A 17,193-nucleotide genomic window follows, 5' to 3' on the forward strand; every position below is an offset into this window, starting at 1 on the left:
AGGAACTTTATGGAGCGATATACAGAGAAAGCAAAGGAGGCCCTGATCCTGGCCGCAGAGGCCGCAGAGGAAACGGGTTCCCGGACTGTGGGGACCGAGCATATCCTGGTGGGACTCATGAAGGAGGGCACGGGAACGGCAGCCAGGGTCCTGGAGGCCGGAGACGTGAAGCTGGAGCGGGTCCTGGAGCTGGAGAAGAAGCTGGTGTCCTCCAGCCAGCCCACCCAGATCCGTGACCGGGAGGGCTATACGCCCATTGCCAGGAAGGTGCTGGAAAACAGTTACAGGGAGGCGGTCCGCTTCCATGCCCCGCTCATCGGAACGGAGCATATCCTTATGGCGATGCTAAAGCAGACGGACTGTGTGGCTGTGCGGCTTTTAAATACATTAAACATCAATATCCAGAGGCTTTATATCGATCTTCTGTCCGCCATGGGAGAGGAAGGAGCCGCCGGCCGTGAGGAGCTGGCCCAGGGCCGGAGCGGAAGGGATGGAAAGGCGGATACGCCGGTGCTGGACGAATACAGCCGGGATCTTACAAAGCTGGCAGCAGAGGGAAAGCTGGATCCGGTCATCGGAAGAGAGCATGAGATCGGCCGGGTGATCCAGATCTTAAGCCGCAGGACGAAAAATAACCCCTGCCTCATCGGAGAGCCGGGCGTGGGAAAGACGGCGGTGACCGAGGGCCTGGCCCAGATGATCGCAGCCGGGGATGTGCCGGATACCATCCGTGGAAAGCGGGTGGTGATCCTGGACCTTTCCGGCATGGTGGCCGGTTCCAAATACCGGGGAGAATTTGAGGAACGGATCAAAAATGTGCTGAACGAGGTGCGGGAAGCGGGAAATGTGCTTCTGTTCATCGACGAGATCCATACCATCATCGGCGCAGGCGGCGCAGAGGGGGCCCTGGACGCCTCCAATATCTTAAAGCCGTCCCTGGCCCGGGGAGAGCTCCAGCTGATCGGAGCCACTACCATCGAGGAATACCGGAAGTATATCGAAAAGGACCCGGCCCTGGAGCGCCGGTTCCAGCCGGTGACCGTGGAGGAGCCCACAGAGGAGGAGGCTGTGGCCATCTTAAAGGGCCTGCGCCCCAGGTATGAGGAGCACCACCGCGTGACCATCACCGACGCCGCCCTGACAGCGGCCGTCCGTCTGTCCTCCCGGTATATCAACGACCGGTTCCTGCCGGATAAGGCCATCGATCTGATCGACGAGGCCTCCTCCAAGGTGCGGCTTTCGGTTTTTGTGGAGCCCAGAGGCGTAAAGGAGCTGGAGGCAGAGATCAGGGAGCTGGAAAAGGCCAAGGAGGAGGCCATCCGGTCCGAGGCCTATGAGGAAGCGGGAGAAATAAAGAAAAAGCAGGAAAAGAAGCGGGAGAAGATCGGGAAGCTCCGGGAAAAGTGGGAGGAGGAGAAAAACTCCAGGCCCCTTTTCGTGGACGAGGAGGAGATCGCGGACGTGGTCTCCGGCTGGACGAAGATCCCCGTGAGCAAGCTGAAGGAGGAAGAGACAGAGCGCCTCTTAAAGCTGGAGTCTATCCTCCATGAGCGGGTGGTGGGCCAGGAGGAGGCCGTGACCGCCGTTTCCAAAGCCATCCGGCGGGGGAGAGTGGGCCTTAAGGATCCCAGACGGCCCATCGGCTCCTTCCTATTCCTGGGACCCACCGGCGTCGGGAAAACAGAGCTCTGCAAGGCTCTGGCCGAGGCCATGTTCGGGACAGAAAATGCCCTGATCCGGGTGGACATGTCCGAATATATGGAAAAGCACAGCGTATCCAAGATGATCGGCTCCCCGCCAGGCTATGTGGGCTATGAGGGAGGCGGACAGCTGAGCGAAAAGGTGCGGAGGAATCCCTATTCAGTGATCCTTTTTGATGAGGTGGAAAAAGCCCATCCCGACGTGTTCAATATCCTTCTCCAGGTGCTGGACGACGGCCATATCACCGACTCCCAGGGACATAAGATCGATTTTAAGAATACCATCGTGATCATGACCTCCAATGCCGGAGCGGAGAATATCATCGCCCCCAGACACCTGGGCTTCACCTCCCAGGATGATGAAAAGGCCAGGTATACCAGGATGAAAACGGGGGTCATGGATGAGGTAAAACGGCTGTTCAAGCCGGAGTTTTTAAACAGGATCGACGAGATCATCGTGTTCCATCCCCTCAATAAGACCCATATGAAGGAGATCGTTTCCATTATGTTGAATACCGTCGGAAAGCGGACGAAGCAGCAGATGTCCATCCGTTTAAACGCCGGGGAGGACGTGAAGGATTTCCTGGTGGAAAAGGGCTATGATGAAAAATACGGGGCAAGGCCCCTGCGGCGTACCATCCAGAACCTGGTGGAGGATAAGCTGGCGGAGGCCGTCCTGGAAGGAAGGGTAAGAGAGGGAGATTCGGTGAAGCTCCTTTTAAAGGACGGACAGCTTAAATTTTCTGCCAGGCACCCACAAACTGCTAGAAAACAGGATGGGGTTGTGGTATGATAAAAGTGATCAAAAAAGGATCATAAAAGACCGCAGAAGTTTTAGGAAATACACAAAAGGAGACTAAGTATTATGTCAGTGATCAATGAATTAATCCGTACAGAAGAGAATGGGAACATCAGCTTTGGCAATTATTCCCTGGACGTGAAATCCAAAGCCGAGGATTTCGAGCATGACGGAGATCTTTATAAAGTAAAGACCTTTAAGGAGATCACAAAACTGGAGCGCAACGGCATGTTCGTATACGAGTCTGTTCCGGGAACTGCAGTGACCGATTTTTCCGTAAAGGACACAGAGGTATCCTTTAAGGTGGAGGGAACAGAGGACGCCCAGATCACGATCCAGCTGGAAGACGACATGGAATATGAGGTGTTTGAGGACGGCGCAGCCATCGGCGGCATGAAGACCAACATGAGCGGAAAGCTGAGCCTTTCCGTGGAGCTTTCCGAGGGAAAGGCCGTGGAAGTGAAAGTGATCCGGAAGTAAGCAGGAAAGAAAGGATATTATAGTGGCAAAAGCAAAGACAGGAACAGTATTTTTCTGTAAGGAATGCGGCTATGAATCCGGTAAGTGGATGGGGCAGTGCCCGGCGTGTAAGGAGTGGAATACCTTTGTGGAGGAGCCTGTGGTCTCGGAACGGAGATCCCAGGGAGCCGAAAGGGTCCGCGTCCCAGGCCGGGGCACTGCCCCTGTCCATATCTCGGATATTTCCCTGGAGGAGCAGGACCGGATGGCCACCGGCTTTGGGGAGCTGGACCGGGTCTTAGGGAGCGGGATCGTCCGGGGAAGCCTGGTGTTAGTGGGCGGAGATCCCGGGATCGGAAAATCCACCCTTTTACTCCAGGTTTGCCGGAATCTGTCCATGGCCGGAAAAAAGGTCCTTTATATTTCCGGGGAGGAGTCCTTAAAGCAGATCAAGATGCGGGCCAACCGGATCGGGACGATCACCGGGGAGCTTCTGTTTCTCTGTGAGACCAACCTGGATCTGGTCCGGGGGGCCATTGAAAACGGAAAGCCGGACGTGGTGATCATTGACTCCATCCAGACCATGTACCGGGAGGATATTTCCTCCGCCCCCGGAAGCGTCAGCCAGGTACGGGAATCCACAAACCTGCTGATGCAGACCGCCAAGGGGCTGGGGATCACCATTTTCATCGTGGGCCATGTGACCAAGGAGGGCGTGGTAGCCGGTCCCAGGGTCCTGGAGCATATGGTGGATACGGTGCTGTATTTTGAGGGAGACAGGAACGATTCCTACCGGATCTTAAGGGCCGTGAAGAACCGGTTCGGCTCCACCAACGAGATCGGTGTGTTTGAGATGCAGGAAAAGGGACTGGAGGAAGTGAAAAATCCGTCGGAGATGCTGATCTCCGGCCGCCCCAGGGAGGCCTCCGGGGCTGTGGTGGCCTGCTCTCTGGAGGGGACCAGGCCCATCCTCCTGGAGGTCCAGGCGCTGGTGACGGCCACCAGTTTCGGAATGGCCAGGAGAACGGCCAACGGCGTGGATTATAACCGGATCAATATTTTGCTGGCGATCCTGGAAAAGCGGTGCGGCTACGCTATGAGCCGGTACGACGCTTATGTAAACATCGCCGGCGGCATGAAGATGAATGAGCCGGCCCTGGATCTGGCGGTGGTCATGGCCCTGGTGTCCAGCTTCAAGAACCGGGAGGTGGATCCGGGCATGCTGATCTTTGGAGAGGTGGGCCTTTCCGGCGAGGTCCGGGCCGTTTCCCAGGCCGGGCAGCGGGTGGCGGAGGCTGTGAAGATGGGCTTTACGGCCTGTGTGCTCCCAAAGGCCAACCTGGAGAAGCTCCGGAGTGAAAAACGGATCCGGCTCATTGGAGTGGAAAATGTACGGGAGGCCATCGAGGGGGTATTTTCTTCTTCCCCGGCTTCCCATACGGATGAGCTCCCGTTCCAGCCGGTGCCCAGCCGCACATAAGGCGGCTGGAACACGGCTTCAGGACCGGCGGATCGCCAGGAGGAAAAGAGGAGGGATATGAAATGAAAGTGATCGATCTGACCCATACGATCCGGGAGGATATGCCGGTTTATCCGGGAACGGAAACGCCGGAGCTTTCACCGGCCAGCAGCTATGAAAAGGATGGATTTAAGGAAACGCTTCTCCATATGTATTCCCACACGGGAACCCATATGGATCCGCCGGCCCATTTATATGAGGGGCGGACGACCCTGGACCAGTTTCCGGCAGAGCAGTTTACTGGCCGGGCGCTGGTGATCGACTGCCGGGACCTTGCGGAGGGAGACGCCATTACCATGGACCGCGTCCGGAGATACGGGGCCCTGGCAGAGGAGGCGGATTTCCTGCTTTTTAACCTGGGATGGGATAAGCGCTGGGGAACAGAGGCGTATTTTGGAAATTATCCATGTGTGGATGATGAGGTCCTGGATCACATCATAAAGGGGCATTATAAGGGGATCGGGTTCGATGTGATCGGACTGGATCCCATGGACGATGCAGACCTTCCCCGCCATAAAAAGCTGTTTAAGGACTGTGAGATCGTGAACATTGAGAATCTTAAGGATCTGGAGCTTTGCGGAGAGGGACTCTTCTGGTTTGCCTGTTTTCCGATGAAGATCGAAAACAGCGATGGAGCGCCGGCCAGGGCTGTGGCCTGGATCGAATAAAAAATGGGGCTGCCGCCAGGGGACAAAAATGTCCTTTGGCAGCAGCCCCGGTGTGTTTCCGGCCTGCGGGATCTTTATGCCACAGCGTGGATCTTTGCCGCGTCGTGGTCGTCCAGAAATTCCTCAAAGCCAGGGTTTTCTCCGCTAAATTCCACAGTGAGGACCTTTGTAAAGTCCAGGCTGAGGACTCCAAGGATGGATTTTGCATCGATGATCACACGGTTGTAGAAAATATTAATATCGAAATCACACTCACTGGCTCTGGCTACAAAGTCCTTTGCTTCAGCGATGGTAGAGATCCGGATCTTTCTCTGCGTCATCATGGGTATCACTCCTTTAAAAATAAATGCTATTGATTTTCCGTGTTCATTTCCTTTATATCATTTGTTATTTCAATAGTCAACCGACAAAATATACTAGTTTTTTTGCTTTTTCCGGGTTTTTCTGTGGCTTTTCTCCAAAAGAGAGGATTTTGATGACAGCGGAAGGAATAATTACATCAGTTTTTTAAATTTTTCGGAAAATAGTAATTGACATTTGGGTGCTGCTGTGGTATCATCTTTAAACGTGAGAGGCAGTAAAAAATCTCATGAAAAATTTATAGGGGATTAGTTCAATGGTAGAGCGGCAGTCTCCAAAACTGTAAATGGGGGTTCGAGCCCCTCATCCCCTGCTGATTAGAAAAGCTGGAATCCGATTCGGATCCCAGCTTTTTCTTTACAGGAAATTAGACTTTTCCGGGCCGGTATTGTATAATGGAGCAAGGAACGGAGGAAGGAAGCATGGAACAGAAAAAACAGGTCAGGATCTCGGTGCGGGCGCTGGTGGAGTTCGTGCTCCGCTCCGGAGACATCGATAACCGCCGTTCCGGAGCGGCCCAGAAGGATGCCATGGCGGCGGGGACCAGGATCCATAAAAAGATCCAGAAGCGGATGGGCGGGAATTACAGAGCTGAGGTGCCGTTAAAATATACGGCCCTGGACGAAGAAGAGGACATCGAACTTCTGGTGGAGGGCCGGGCCGACGGGATCTTTGAGGAAGACGGCATCGTGACCATTGATGAGATCAAGGGCGTGTATATGGATCTGGAGCGGCTTACAGAGCCGGTGGCGGTGCATATGGCCCAGGCCATGTGCTACGGATATTTTTACTGCTGCGACCGGGATCTGGACGGTGTGCGGATCCAGCTTACCTACTGTAATCTGGAGACCGAGGAGATCCGCCGGTTCCATGAGGACAGGTCGAAGGAGGAGCTGGAGGTGTGGTTCCGTTCGGTGATCCACGAATACTTTAAGTGGGCCAGATATCTGTGTCACCATGAGCTCCAGAGGAACCAGTCCATAAGCGGCCTGGAGTTTCCCTTTCCCTACCGGGAGGGCCAGCGGGATCTGGCGGTGGCCGTGTATAAGACCATTTCCCGGAAAAAGCGGCTGTTCATCCAGGCTCCCACAGGCATCGGAAAGACTCTTTCCACCATTTTTCCCGCTGTCCAGGCCATGGGAGCGGGGAAGGCCTCCAAGGTTTTTTATCTGACGGCCAAGACCATCACCAGAACGGTGGCGGAGGAGGCGTTCAGGATCCTAAGGAGCCGGGGACTGGTGTTCACGGCCGTGACCATCACGGCCAAAGAAAAGCTGTGCCCCATGGAGAAGACCGAGTGCAATCCGGAGGCATGTCCCTATGCCAAAGGTCATTTTGACCGGGTCAACGAGGCGGTGTTCGACATCCTGCACCTGGAGCAGGAGATGGACCGGGAGACCGTGTTGAGATACGCGGAAAAATACCGGGTCTGCCCCTTTGAGTTCTGCCTGGATATTTCCAGCTGGACCGATGGGATCATCTGCGACTACAATTATGTGTTCGATCCAAACGTGCGGCTGAAACGCTACTTTGCCGACGGGGCCTCGGGAGATTATCTTTTCCTGGTGGATGAGGCCCACAACCTGGTGTCCAGGGCCAGGGAGATGTACAGCGCCTCTGTTTATAAGGAAGATTTCCTGGAGGTGAAGCGGATCATAAAGGGAAAGTCGCCCAGGCTGGAGCGGCAGCTGGACCGGTGCAATAAGCTGCTGCTTTCCATGAAGCGGGAGTGCGGGGACTGGCAGCTCCTGGAGGATGTGACGGGGCTGGCTGCCGGGATCATGACCGCCTTTTCTTATATGGAAACGTTTATGGAGGAATTCCCGGAGTTCCCGGAACGGGAGACGGTGCTGGACTTTTATTTCTGCCTCCGGGATTTTTTAAACGTCTATGAAGAGCTGGACGGCCATTACCGGATCTATGAGGAAAACCGGGAGGACGGCTCCTTCCTGGTGCGCCTCTTCTGCGTGGATCCTTCCCGGCTCCTTTCCAGATGCATGGATCAGGGAGCCAGCACCATCCTGTTTTCGGCCACGCTCCTTCCTGTCCGGTATTATAAGACCCTGCTTTCCGGAAACCAGGAGGATTACGCGGTGTATGTGAATTCGCCGTTTCCAGAGGAAAACCGCCTCCTTATGGTGGCGGAAGACGTGAGCAGCCGCTACACGAGACGCAGCCCGTCAGAATACCGGAAGGTGGCGGACTATATCCGGATCGTCACCCAAAGCCGGCCGGGAAATTATATGGTGTTTTTTCCTTCCTATCAGTATATGGGCGAGATCGAGGAGATCCTGGAGGAGGAGCCTTTGAAGGCGGATCTGCTGGTCCAGGGCCAGGGGATGGGAGAAGCGGAAAAGACAGAATTCCTGGAGGAGTTTGAAAAGGAGAGGAGCCATTCCCTGGCCGCCTTCTGTGTCATGGGCGGCGTCTTTTCGGAGGGCATCGATCTGAAGGAGGAGCGGCTCATCGGGGTCATCGTGGTGGGCACGGGGCTCCCCATGGTCTGCGTAGAGCAGGAGGTGCTGAAGGGGTATTTTGATGAGACAGAGGAGAAGGGTTTTGATTTTTCTTACCAGTATCCCGGCATGAATAAGGTCCTCCAGGCGGCCGGGCGGGTGATCCGGACGCCTGGGGACCGGGGAGTGATCCTTTTGCTGGATGACCGGTTTTTAAGAATGGATCATCTGGAACTGTTTCCCAGGGAATGGGAGCGTTTCCAGGTGGTGAACCGGGGAAATGCGGCCCGGTGCCTGGAGGATTTCTGGAATGGAAGGGAGCCCTAGGGCCATTTTACAGCATATCCATGAATTGTTTGGCCGCCTGGGATAAGGGGACCGAGCCGTTGGAGGCCACCACCAGCTTTCTGGCCGGAAGGCTCTGGGCCAGCTTAAGGATATAAAGCTGGGATTCGTCGGCGGGAATGCAGAAATCCGGCACAAAGGCGATCCCCAGGCCGATGCGGGCCAGATCGATGAGCAGGTCGTTGCTGCTCAGCTCGATCTCCGGCACCAGATCCAGGTGGGAGCGCTGGAACATGGAGTGGAGGAACTCGCTGGTGGTGCTTTTCCGGTCCAGCATCATGATGGGGTACTCCTTTAGCTCCTCCAGGGTCAGGATCTGATCCGTCAGGGGAAAGGCCTCGGCATTGGCCACGAACACATCGTGGAATTCGTGGATGGCCCGGACGCTGTGGCTGGCTAAAAGCCCGGAGTTGGGGTAGTTGCTTAGGATAAAATCCACCTGGCCGTTTTCCAGGACGTGGGCGCACTCGATGGAGGTAAAGTTAAACACCTTGATGTGGACGTTGGGGTAGGCCTTGTGGAACTGGTTTAAATAGGGGACCAGATAGTAGCGGCAGATGGTGTCGCTGGCGGCGATCCGCAGCTGGCCGCCGTTTAAGGAGTTGGCCTCCAAAAGCTGGTTTTCTCCTTTCTGGATCAGGTTCATGGCCGGTTCAATGTGCTTGAACAGGATCTCTCCCTCGGGAGTCAGCTGGACCTTTTTCGTACTGCGGATGAAAAGCGTCTGGCCCAGCTTTTTTTCCAGGACCTTCACAGACTGGCTCACGGCCGACTGGGAGATGAACAGACATTTGGAGGCCTCGGAGAAGCTTAAGGTCCGGGCCACATAGTAAAATACTTTATATAATTCGTAATTGATATCCATTATTAGTCCTCCTTATAGGTAAACGACACTATTGTAGCACAACTTAAGAGTTTTGAAAAGAGGGAAACAGCATGTCAGAAGAGATGAGAGAAGAGATGGAACAGAACACGGAAACCGGCACAGAGGATATCTACCAGGTCTATATGGAGGAGCTGGCGGTGATCCCGCCCTGTACCGAGGAAGAGAACCGGGAGCTCCTTAAGAGGATGAAGGCCGGAGACCGGGAGGCAAAAAACCGACTGGTGGAGGGAAATCTGAAAAAGGCCCTGTTTTTTATCCAGGATTATCTGAACCGGGGAGTGCCCATGGCGGATCTGATCCAGGAGGCCAGCATGGAGCTGATGGAGCTGGCGGACGAGGGCTTCCAGGAGGGCTTTGAAAAGCTGCTGGAAAGCCGGATCCATGTGCGGATGGAGGAGGTGATCCGGGAGCAGAAGGCAGAGATGGATCTGGAGGAGGAGATGCTGGCCCGGGTCAACGTGCTCCAGGAGGTGTCAAAGCGCATGGCCGAGGAGCTGGGAAGAGAGGCCAGCTTAAAGGAGCTGGCGGAGCGCATGAAGATGACAGAGGAGGATGTCCGTGAGATCATGAAGATGACCATGGACGCACTGAAGCTCAGTGAGCTGAACCGCAGCCTCCAGGATTGATGATTTATTAGTTTAAAATATAAATAAAATTAGATATATTAATTTTACTTATTTATTTCGTTTGTGGTAAGATGATAAGAGAACAAGAATGCAACCTGTTTATATAAAGATTTTCACAAGGAGGAAGAAACATGAGCGTAAAGCGCGTATTTGTTGAGAAGAAGCCGGAATTTGCTGTCCAGGCCAGAGAGCTTTGCGATGAGATCGAAAGCTATCTGGGGATCGCCGGTGTGACAGGGGTCCGTGTCCTGGTCCGCTACGACATCGAAAATCTGTCGGAGGATGTGTACCGGGAGGCTCTGGGTACGATCTTTTCCGAGCCGCCGGTGGATGAGGTGTTTGAAGGAGACTTTGTCCATGGCGCAGACGACGCCGTTTTTTCTGTGGAATACCTGCCTGGTCAGTTTGACCAGAGAGCAGACTCTGCCGAGCAGTGTGTGAAGCTGTTAAAAGAGACAGAGGAGCCGGTCATTAAGACTGCCACCACTTATGTGATCTCCGGAAGTCTTACAAAGGAAGAGCTGGACGCCGTTAAGGCCTTCTGCATCAACCCGGTGGACTCCAGGAAGGCCTCTGAAACGATCCCGGAAACTCTGGTATCCGTATTTGAAAAGCCGGAGGATGTGGCTGTGTTTGAAGGCTTTGCTTCCATGGACGAGGCAGCCTTAAAGGAGCTGTACGGTTCCTTAAATCTGGCTATGACCTTCAAGGACTTCCTTCATATCCAGGCTTATTATAAAAACGAAGAGAAGAGGGATCCGTCTGTGACGGAGATCCGTGTGCTGGATACATACTGGTCCGACCACTGCCGCCACACCACCTTCTCCACAGAGCTTAAAAATGTGACCTTCACCGAGGGCGATTATAAGAAGCCCATCGAGGATACCTATAATCAGTATCTGGCCGACCATAAGGAGATCTATAAGGGAAGAGACGACAAGTTCGTATGCCTGATGGATCTTGCCATTATGGGAATGAAGAAATTAAGGGCAGAAGGAAAATTAGAGGATCTGGAGGTCTCCGAGGAGATCAACGCCTGCTCCATCGTGGTTCCCGTGGAGATCGACGGAGAAACTGAGGAATGGCTTGTGAACTTCAAGAACGAGACCCATAACCATCCCACAGAGATCGAGCCCTTCGGCGGCGCTGCCACCTGTCTTGGCGGAGCCATCCGTGATCCCTTATCCGGCCGTACCTATGTTTACCAGGCCATGCGCATCACTGGTGCAGCCGATCCCACAAGACCGTTAAACGAGACCTTAAAGGGCAAGCTCCCCCAGAGGAAGATCGTGACCGAGGCTGCCCATGGTTACAGCTCCTACGGAAACCAGATCGGCCTGGCCACCGGATTCGTAAAGGAATTATATCATCCGGGCTATGTGGCAAAGAGAATGGAGATCGGAGCGGTCATGGGCGCAGCTCCCAGAAAAAATGTGATCCGTGAGACTTCTGATCCCGGCGATATCATCATCCTCCTGGGCGGACGCACCGGCCGCGACGGCATCGGCGGAGCCACCGGCTCCTCCAAGGTCCACACAGAGGCTTCCATTGAGGTCTGCGGCGCAGAGGTCCAGAAGGGAAATCCGCCTACAGAGCGTAAGATCCAGAGGATGTTCCGCCGTCCGGAGGTTTCCAGACTGATCAAAAAATGCAATGACTTCGGTGCAGGCGGCGTATCCGTTGCCATCGGTGAGCTGGCAGCCGGTCTTTATATCGACCTGGACAAGGTTCCGAAAAAATACGCAGGCCTGGACGGCACGGAGATCGCCATTTCCGAGTCCCAGGAGAGAATGGCTGTGGTGGTGGATCCCAAGGATGTGGATGCATTCCTGGCTTATGCGGCAGAGGAGAACCTGGAGGCCGTTACAGTGGCAGAGGTAACAGAAAGCCCGCGTCTGACCATGACCTGGAGAGGAAAGACCATCGTGGACCTGAGCCGCGCGTTCTTAGATACCAACGGAGCGCACCAGGAGGCCGACGTGACCCTGACAGTTCCCAACCGGGAAGGAACGCCCTTTGAGAGAAAGGAAGTGGGCGACGTTAAGGAAAGCTGGATGAAGATGTTGGGCTCCTTAAATGTCTGCTCCCAGAAGGGACTGGTGGAGCGGTTTGACGCTTCCATCGGAGCCGGCACAGTAATGATGCCCTATGGCGGAAAATTCCAGCAGTCCGAGATCCAGACCATGGTGGCAAAGCTTCCGGTATTAAAGGGAAAATGTGATGCTGTGACTATGATGAGCTACGGCTTTGATCCGTATCTGTCCAGCTGGAGCCCGTACCATGGAGCCGTTTATGCCGTGCTTTCCTCCGTTGCCAAGATCGCAGCAGCCGGCGGCGACTACCGGAAGATCCGTTTCACCTTCCAGGAATATTTCCAGAGGATGACAGAGGATCCCACCCGCTGGGGACAGCCCTTTGCAGCCTTACTGGGCGCATACAATGCCCAGATGGGATTTGGCCTTCCGTCCATCGGCGGCAAGGACAGCATGTCCGGTACCTTCAATGAGGAGGACGGAAAGGAAGTCAACGTTCCGCCCACACTGGTTTCCTTTGCTGTGGATGTGGCCAGCGAAAAGACGGCCATTTCTCCGGAATTTAAGAAGGCCGGAAATAAGATCGTTGTATTTAAGATCGAAAAAGACGCTTATGACCTTCCTGTATACAGCCAGATCACCGAGGGCTATGGAAAGCTCTTTGAGGATATCAAAGCTGGAAGGATCGTTTCCGCATATGCGGTGGAGCGCCACGGCATGGCAGAGGCTGTCAGCAAGATGGCCTTCGGAAACCATATGGGCGTAAAGATCGGGCATAATGTGGATCCCAGAGACTTCTTCGCACCGGGCTGGGGCGATATCGTCTGCGAGGTTCCGGACGGAAAGGTGGGCGAGCTTTCCATCAGCTATACGCTGATCGGTGAGGTCACCGACCGGGCGGCCTTTGAATACGGCAGCGTATCCATTCCCCTTACAGAGGCACTGGATACATGGAACGCTCCGCTGGAGAACGTATTCCCCACAGAGTCCGGCGTAAAGCAGGAGGAAGTGAAGCAGGAAGTATTTAAGGCAGATCAGATCGTGATCTGCAACCATAAGATCGGTACTCCCAATGTGTTTATCCCGGTATTCCCCGGAACCAACTGCGAGTACGACAGTACAAAGGTATTCGAGCGCGCCGGAGCCAATGTGAGCGCAAAGGTATTCCGCAATTTAAGCGCTGAGGATATCAGAGATTCCGTTGAGCTTTACAGAAAAGAGATCGAAAAGGCCCAGATCGTCATGTTCCCGGGCGGCTTCTCCGCAGGCGACGAGCCGGAGGGCTCTGCCAAGTTCTTCGCCACTGCCTTCCGCAACGAGGTGGTGAAGGAGGCTCTTATGAAGCTGTTAAACGAGAGGGACGGTCTGATCTTAGGCGTCTGCAACGGCTTCCAGGCGCTCATCAAGCTGGGGCTTGTGCCGGGCGGCACCATTACGGAGCAGAATGCCGGCGCGCCGACGCTGACCTACAACACCATCGGACGCCATATCTCCAAGATGGTGAACCTTAAGGTGGTCTCCAACAAGTCCCCGTGGCTTGCGGAAGCAGAGCTGGGCGGTGTTTATGTGAACCCGGTATCCCACGGCGAGGGCCGGTTCGTGGCCAGCGACGAGTGGCTTAAGAAGCTCTTTGCCAACGGCCAGGTGGCGACCCAGTATGTGGATGCAGACGGCAACCCCACCATGGACGAATACTGGAACCCCAATGGCTCCTACATGGCTATCGAGGGTATCACAAGCCCCGACGGACGGGTATACGGAAAAATGGCCCATTCAGAGAGACGCGGCGATGCTGTGGCAAAGAACATCTACGGCGAGCAGGATATGAAGATCTTTGAAAGCGGCGTGAAGTACTTTAAATAAATAAGACACAGAAAACATACGGCAGGCCCCGGTGGGAGAAGCAGGCGGACAAAGGACGAAGGCTTCCCCCGCCGGGGCTTTTCCGGCGGCCGTACCCATAGAACTGGAGGTATGCGGGATGGAAGAGACCCTGGAGATCCGGTATGTCCGGCCAGAGGACAAGGCGTTCTGGTACAGCCTGGACAGGCATCTTCCGGAGGAGGAATTTGATAAAAAAACTGCCGGTCAGAGAGGCTATGTCTTACTGGCTGAAGGACAGCGGGCCGGGATCCTCAGATATAATCTTTTCTGGGACAATACGCCGTTCTGCACCCTGCTGTACATCGATCCCAGGTTCCAGAGAAAGGGCTTTGGACGGAGGCTGATTGAACACTGGGAAAATGACATGCGGGCGCGGGGCTTCGGCATGCTCCTGACCTCCACACAGGTGGACGAGGAGGCACAGCATTTTTACAGGAAGCTGGGATATAAGGACTGCGGCGGCCTTGTGGTAGATATCCCCGGGTATGAGCAGCCCATGGAGCTGTTCCTGGCAAAGGGGATCGGAAAACACAGTTCGTTTTGACATCTGCTCCAGGGGATGGTACTATGGAGGAAAGAGGAGGCCTGGATCCCTCTGGGGATCGGCAGACTTAAAAATAAAGAAATGCGGAGGAAAAGGATATGGGAAAACGTGTGCTGGTGGTGGTCGATATGCAGAAGGATTTTGTGGACGGAAGCCTGGGGAGTAAGGAAGCCGTCTCCATTGTCCCGGCGGTGGTAAAAAAGGCCAGGGACTTTGACGGGACCGTGCTCTTTACCAGAGATACCCATGGAGAGGATTACATGGAGACCCAGGAGGGGAAATACCTTCCGGTGGCCCACTGTGTCAGGGGGACGGAAGGCTGGGAGCTGATCCCGGAGCTGGAGGAGATGAAGGACAGCCGCAAAGCCCAGTGCTTTGACAAGCCGGCCTTTGGCTCTGTGGCCCTGGCAGAGGCTTTAAAAGCCATGTATGAAGCGGGAGAGCTGGAGGCGGTGGAGCTTGTGGGACTCTGTACCGATATCTGCGTGGTATCCAACGCCCTTCTCATAAAGGCGTTCATGCCGGAGCTTCCGGTATCCGTGGACGCCTCCTGCTGCGCGGGAGTAACGCCGGAGAAGCACGCGGCGGCCCTGGAGACCATGAGAAGCTGCCAGATCCAGATCTTATAGGAAACGGCCCTCATGAAGATCGTAGTAAACGGCTATTCCGGCAGCGGAAAATCCACTCTGGCCAGAAGACTGGGGGGACTTTATCAGATCCCGGTCCTCCACCTGGACACGGTCCACTGGCTGCCTGGCTGGGAGGAGAAGGCAGAGGAACAGGGGAGGTCTGAGGTCCGGGCCTTTATGGACAGGAATGCCTCCTGGGTCATTGACGGAAATTACAGGAAGCTGGAGTATGAACGGAGATTACAGGAAGCCGACCGGATCATTTTTATGGATTTCAACCGGTTTTCCTGCCTTTTCAGGGCATACCGGAGATATCTGGACCATAAGGGAAGGGCCAGAAGCTCCATGACGGAGGGCTGCGAGGAAAAGCTCGATCTGGAATTTATCCGCTGGATCCTCTGGGACAGCCGCACCAGAAAGCAGAAAAAGCTCTGGCGGGCCATGAAGGAGACCTGCGGGGAAAAAACCGTGGTCCTGAAAAACCAACGGCAGCTGGACGGGTTCCTGGAATCCCTAAGCGGACAGAAGAATCCCACAGAGTTCCCATAACGGCCATGGGCCGGAGCGCACGTGCTCCGGCCTTCTTTGACAGACAAGGAGGATCGATATGGACACAGTCCCTGCAAAGACCATCCTTACCAGGAACAAGGATACCTCCTGGTTTGGCAGCGATTACAACATGAACCTGTACCGGGGCTGCTCCCATGGGTGCATTTACTGCGACAGCAGGAGCACATGCTACCATGTGGAGGGCTTTGACCGGGTGCGCGTAAAGGAAAATGCCCTGGTGCTCCTCCGGGATGAGCTGAGGAGAAAGGTGCGGCCCGGAGTGATCGGCAGCGGAGCCATGTGCGACTCCTACAATCCCTTCGAGAGGACGGAGCTGGTGACCCGCCATGCCCTGGAACTGATGGACGCCTTCGGCTTCGGGGCCTCCATGCTGACCAAAAGCCCCCTGATCCTCCGGGACACAGACCTTTACCAGGAGATCAGCACCCATTCCCCGGTCCTATGTATGATGACCATTACCACGGCCGACGACGGGCTCAGCAAAAAGATCGAGCCGGGCGTCCCGGCCTCGTCGGAGCGGTTTGCGGCGGTCCGCGCCATGGCAGACCAGGGATTGTACACAGGCGTCGTCATGACGCCACTCCTTCCTTTTCTGGAAGACACGGAACAGAATATCCGGGAAATGGCAAAGCGCACCGCAGACACCGGGGCCAGATTCCTCTATGGGATCATGGGCGTTACCATCCGGGACGGCCAGAGAGAATATTTTTATGACGCCCTCACAAAGCGGTTCCCGGGGGAACGGCTGGCAGAACGGTATGCAGCCGCCTATGGGAACCGCTATTACTGCGCCAGCCCCCGGGCCCGGAAACTCTGGGAGATGTTCACAGAGGAATGCCAGAGAGAGGGACTCCTCTGGGACATGAAGGATATCATCCACGACTACAAAAAGAAGTACGCCTGCACCCAGCTGGAATTCCAGTTCTAAAGAGGGACAGGGCGGCTCCCTCTTTTACACAGAGGAGCTGCAGAATACCACCATCTGCTCCGGCACAGTCTGGGCTGGAAAGCTCCTGGTGGTGGCCGAATAGGTGGCCAGGATCAGCCGGTTCCCGGGATTCCCCATAAAGATCTGTCCGTTGGGAAGCGTCACCGGAGTGGCCCAGGACGGCTTCAGCAAAAGCGTCCCCTCAGAATTCAGCAGCCTCCCATCAAAAGCGTCCAGGACCGCCGTCACTCCCTGGGGAGTATAGGCAGCAGCCACCGCCCTGTACCTGGGCGGAAACACAAGCGGCATGGGGGCTCCCAGGGAATAAAAGAACGTGGCCCGGTCCCCCACCTGGAACGGATGCAGATTCAGCACATAAGCTCCCGGCGGCAGCAGAATATGGACCAGTCCCTGATCCTCGCTCTGCACCGTCAGAAGCAGCGTGCAGTCAGACCCTCCAAAGGCCCCGTCCCCCTGATATTCAATGGCCGTAATGATCCCGGCCGTCGGCGTATACGACATACAAAAAACCTCCAGATAACCCATTACCATATCATATCCCTATCCCTCCCGATCCGTTCCATTTTTTAATCACATCCCACTTAATACTTCCCCCTCCCGCACATTTCCCCCCACATTTTTCCCGCCCCTCCGCGTCTCCTGTTCCGTCCCCCATCCCGCATCCAGACCCGTTCTGCCCACCGGTACTTAGGCCGCGTCTTTTGCGGCCTTACGTACCGCTGTGCGCAGACCGGAGCGGGAGCGGGTCTGGATGCGGGATGGGGGA

General features: G+C 55.2%; 14 protein-coding genes and 1 tRNA gene. 12 read left to right on the forward strand and 3 right to left on the reverse strand.

Features of this window, described 5'->3' with window-relative positions:
* The first annotated feature begins 9 nt into the window (after positions 1–9).
* The 4 genes from OCV69_RS02365 to OCV69_RS02380 all read left to right on the forward strand — a co-directional run bounded on the left by OCV69_RS02365 (position 10) and on the right by OCV69_RS02380 (position 5,145).
* A complete protein-coding gene (locus tag OCV69_RS02365) occupies positions 10–2,493 on the forward strand; it encodes an ATP-dependent Clp protease ATP-binding subunit (RefSeq protein ID WP_158357316.1) in 2,484 nt (827 codons plus the stop codon).
* Positions 2,494–2,565: 72 nt separating this feature from the next.
* Positions 2,566–2,979, forward strand: a complete 414-nt coding sequence (locus OCV69_RS02370) for a hypothetical protein (protein ID WP_022274118.1) — start codon at positions 2,566–2,568, stop codon at positions 2,977–2,979.
* A 22-nt stretch (positions 2,980–3,001) separates the two neighbouring features.
* On the forward strand, positions 3,002–4,438 hold the full coding sequence (gene radA, locus OCV69_RS02375) for a DNA repair protein RadA (RefSeq protein ID WP_158357318.1): 1,437 nt from the start codon (positions 3,002–3,004) through the stop codon (positions 4,436–4,438).
* 62 nt (positions 4,439–4,500) lie between these two features.
* A complete protein-coding gene (locus OCV69_RS02380; RefSeq protein WP_158357320.1) occupies positions 4,501–5,145 on the forward strand; it encodes a cyclase family protein in 645 nt (214 codons plus the stop codon).
* Between the two features lie 74 nt (positions 5,146–5,219).
* Here the strand turns inward: OCV69_RS02380 and OCV69_RS02385 are convergent, their stop codons facing one another.
* Positions 5,220–5,465, reverse strand: a complete 246-nt coding sequence (locus OCV69_RS02385) for an HPr family phosphocarrier protein (RefSeq protein ID WP_158357412.1) — start codon at positions 5,463–5,465, stop codon at positions 5,220–5,222.
* A 282-nt stretch (positions 5,466–5,747) separates the two neighbouring features.
* Between OCV69_RS02385 and OCV69_RS02390 the strand changes: the two genes are divergently transcribed.
* Both OCV69_RS02390 and OCV69_RS02395 read left to right on the forward strand, forming a co-directional pair.
* A tRNA-Trp gene (locus tag OCV69_RS02390) sits at positions 5,748–5,818 on the forward strand.
* A 109-nt stretch (positions 5,819–5,927) separates the two neighbouring features.
* Positions 5,928–8,288 (forward strand): ATP-dependent DNA helicase, encoded by a 2,361-nt coding sequence (locus OCV69_RS02395; protein WP_158357322.1) that lies wholly within the window; start codon positions 5,928–5,930, stop codon positions 8,286–8,288.
* 7 nt (positions 8,289–8,295) lie between these two features.
* Here OCV69_RS02395 and OCV69_RS02400 read toward each other — a convergent pair whose 3' ends face one another.
* Positions 8,296–9,171 carry a LysR family transcriptional regulator gene (locus OCV69_RS02400; protein ID WP_158357324.1) on the reverse strand — a complete coding sequence of 292 codons (876 nt, stop codon included), beginning with the start codon at positions 9,169–9,171 and terminating at the stop codon, positions 8,296–8,298.
* Between the two features lie 71 nt (positions 9,172–9,242).
* On the opposite strand from OCV69_RS02400, the gene OCV69_RS02405 reads away from it, so the two are divergent.
* The 6 genes from OCV69_RS02405 to OCV69_RS02430 all read left to right on the forward strand — a co-directional run bounded on the left by OCV69_RS02405 (position 9,243) and on the right by OCV69_RS02430 (position 16,406).
* The gene (locus OCV69_RS02405) at positions 9,243–9,818 is read left to right on the forward strand and encodes a sigma-70 domain-containing protein (RefSeq protein WP_158357325.1); all 576 of its coding nucleotides are present in this window, start codon (positions 9,243–9,245) and stop codon (positions 9,816–9,818) included.
* A gap of 131 nt (positions 9,819–9,949) precedes the next feature.
* A complete protein-coding gene (locus OCV69_RS02410) occupies positions 9,950–13,714 on the forward strand; it encodes a phosphoribosylformylglycinamidine synthase (RefSeq protein ID WP_158357327.1) in 3,765 nt (1,254 codons plus the stop codon).
* 118 nt (positions 13,715–13,832) lie between these two features.
* A complete protein-coding gene (locus OCV69_RS02415) occupies positions 13,833–14,279 on the forward strand; it encodes a GNAT family N-acetyltransferase (protein ID WP_158357329.1) in 447 nt (148 codons plus the stop codon).
* A 98-nt stretch (positions 14,280–14,377) separates the two neighbouring features.
* Entirely contained in the window at positions 14,378–14,908 is a 531-nt protein-coding gene (locus tag OCV69_RS02420) for a cysteine hydrolase family protein (RefSeq protein WP_158357331.1), read from the forward strand.
* A 12-nt stretch (positions 14,909–14,920) separates the two neighbouring features.
* Complete coding sequence (locus tag OCV69_RS02425) at positions 14,921–15,457, forward strand: DNA topology modulation protein (RefSeq protein WP_158357333.1); 537 nt, start codon at positions 14,921–14,923, stop codon at positions 15,455–15,457.
* A gap of 58 nt (positions 15,458–15,515) precedes the next feature.
* Positions 15,516–16,406, forward strand: coding sequence for an SPL family radical SAM protein (locus OCV69_RS02430; RefSeq protein ID WP_158357335.1), 891 nt, complete (start codon positions 15,516–15,518; stop codon positions 16,404–16,406).
* 24 nt (positions 16,407–16,430) lie between these two features.
* Here OCV69_RS02430 and OCV69_RS02435 read toward each other — a convergent pair whose 3' ends face one another.
* Positions 16,431–16,928, reverse strand: coding sequence for a hypothetical protein (locus OCV69_RS02435; protein ID WP_158357337.1), 498 nt, complete (start codon positions 16,926–16,928; stop codon positions 16,431–16,433).
* Positions 16,929–17,193 lie beyond the last annotated feature (265 nt).

This window comes from Alitiscatomonas aceti, assembly GCF_025567195.1.
Taxonomy (GTDB): domain Bacteria; phylum Bacillota; class Clostridia; order Lachnospirales; family Lachnospiraceae; genus Alitiscatomonas; species Alitiscatomonas aceti.

Bases quoted from the DNA above. Each gene is read 5' to 3' on its own strand.
- OCV69_RS02365 (WP_158357316.1), top strand. From the start codon at position 10: ATGGAGCGATATACAGAGAAAGCAAAGGAGGCCCTGATCCTGGCCGCA.
- OCV69_RS02370 (WP_022274118.1), top strand. From the start codon at position 2,566: ATGTCAGTGATCAATGAATTAATCCGTACAGAAGAGAATGGGAACATC.
- OCV69_RS02380 (WP_158357320.1), top strand. From the start codon at position 4,501: ATGAAAGTGATCGATCTGACCCATACGATCCGGGAGGATATGCCGGTT.
- OCV69_RS02385 (WP_158357412.1), bottom strand. From the start codon at position 5,465: ATGACGCAGAGAAAGATCCGGATCTCTACCATCGCTGAAGCAAAGGAC.
- OCV69_RS02395 (WP_158357322.1), top strand. From the start codon at position 5,928: ATGGAACAGAAAAAACAGGTCAGGATCTCGGTGCGGGCGCTGGTGGAG.
- OCV69_RS02400 (WP_158357324.1), bottom strand. From the start codon at position 9,171: ATGGATATCAATTACGAATTATATAAAGTATTTTACTATGTGGCCCGG.
- OCV69_RS02405 (WP_158357325.1), top strand. From the start codon at position 9,243: ATGTCAGAAGAGATGAGAGAAGAGATGGAACAGAACACGGAAACCGGC.
- OCV69_RS02410 (WP_158357327.1), top strand. From the start codon at position 9,950: ATGAGCGTAAAGCGCGTATTTGTTGAGAAGAAGCCGGAATTTGCTGTC.
- OCV69_RS02415 (WP_158357329.1), top strand. From the start codon at position 13,833: ATGGAAGAGACCCTGGAGATCCGGTATGTCCGGCCAGAGGACAAGGCG.
- OCV69_RS02420 (WP_158357331.1), top strand. From the start codon at position 14,378: ATGGGAAAACGTGTGCTGGTGGTGGTCGATATGCAGAAGGATTTTGTG.
- OCV69_RS02425 (WP_158357333.1), top strand. From the start codon at position 14,921: ATGAAGATCGTAGTAAACGGCTATTCCGGCAGCGGAAAATCCACTCTG.
- OCV69_RS02430 (WP_158357335.1), top strand. From the start codon at position 15,516: ATGGACACAGTCCCTGCAAAGACCATCCTTACCAGGAACAAGGATACC.
- OCV69_RS02435 (WP_158357337.1), bottom strand. From the start codon at position 16,928: ATGTCGTATACGCCGACGGCCGGGATCATTACGGCCATTGAATATCAG.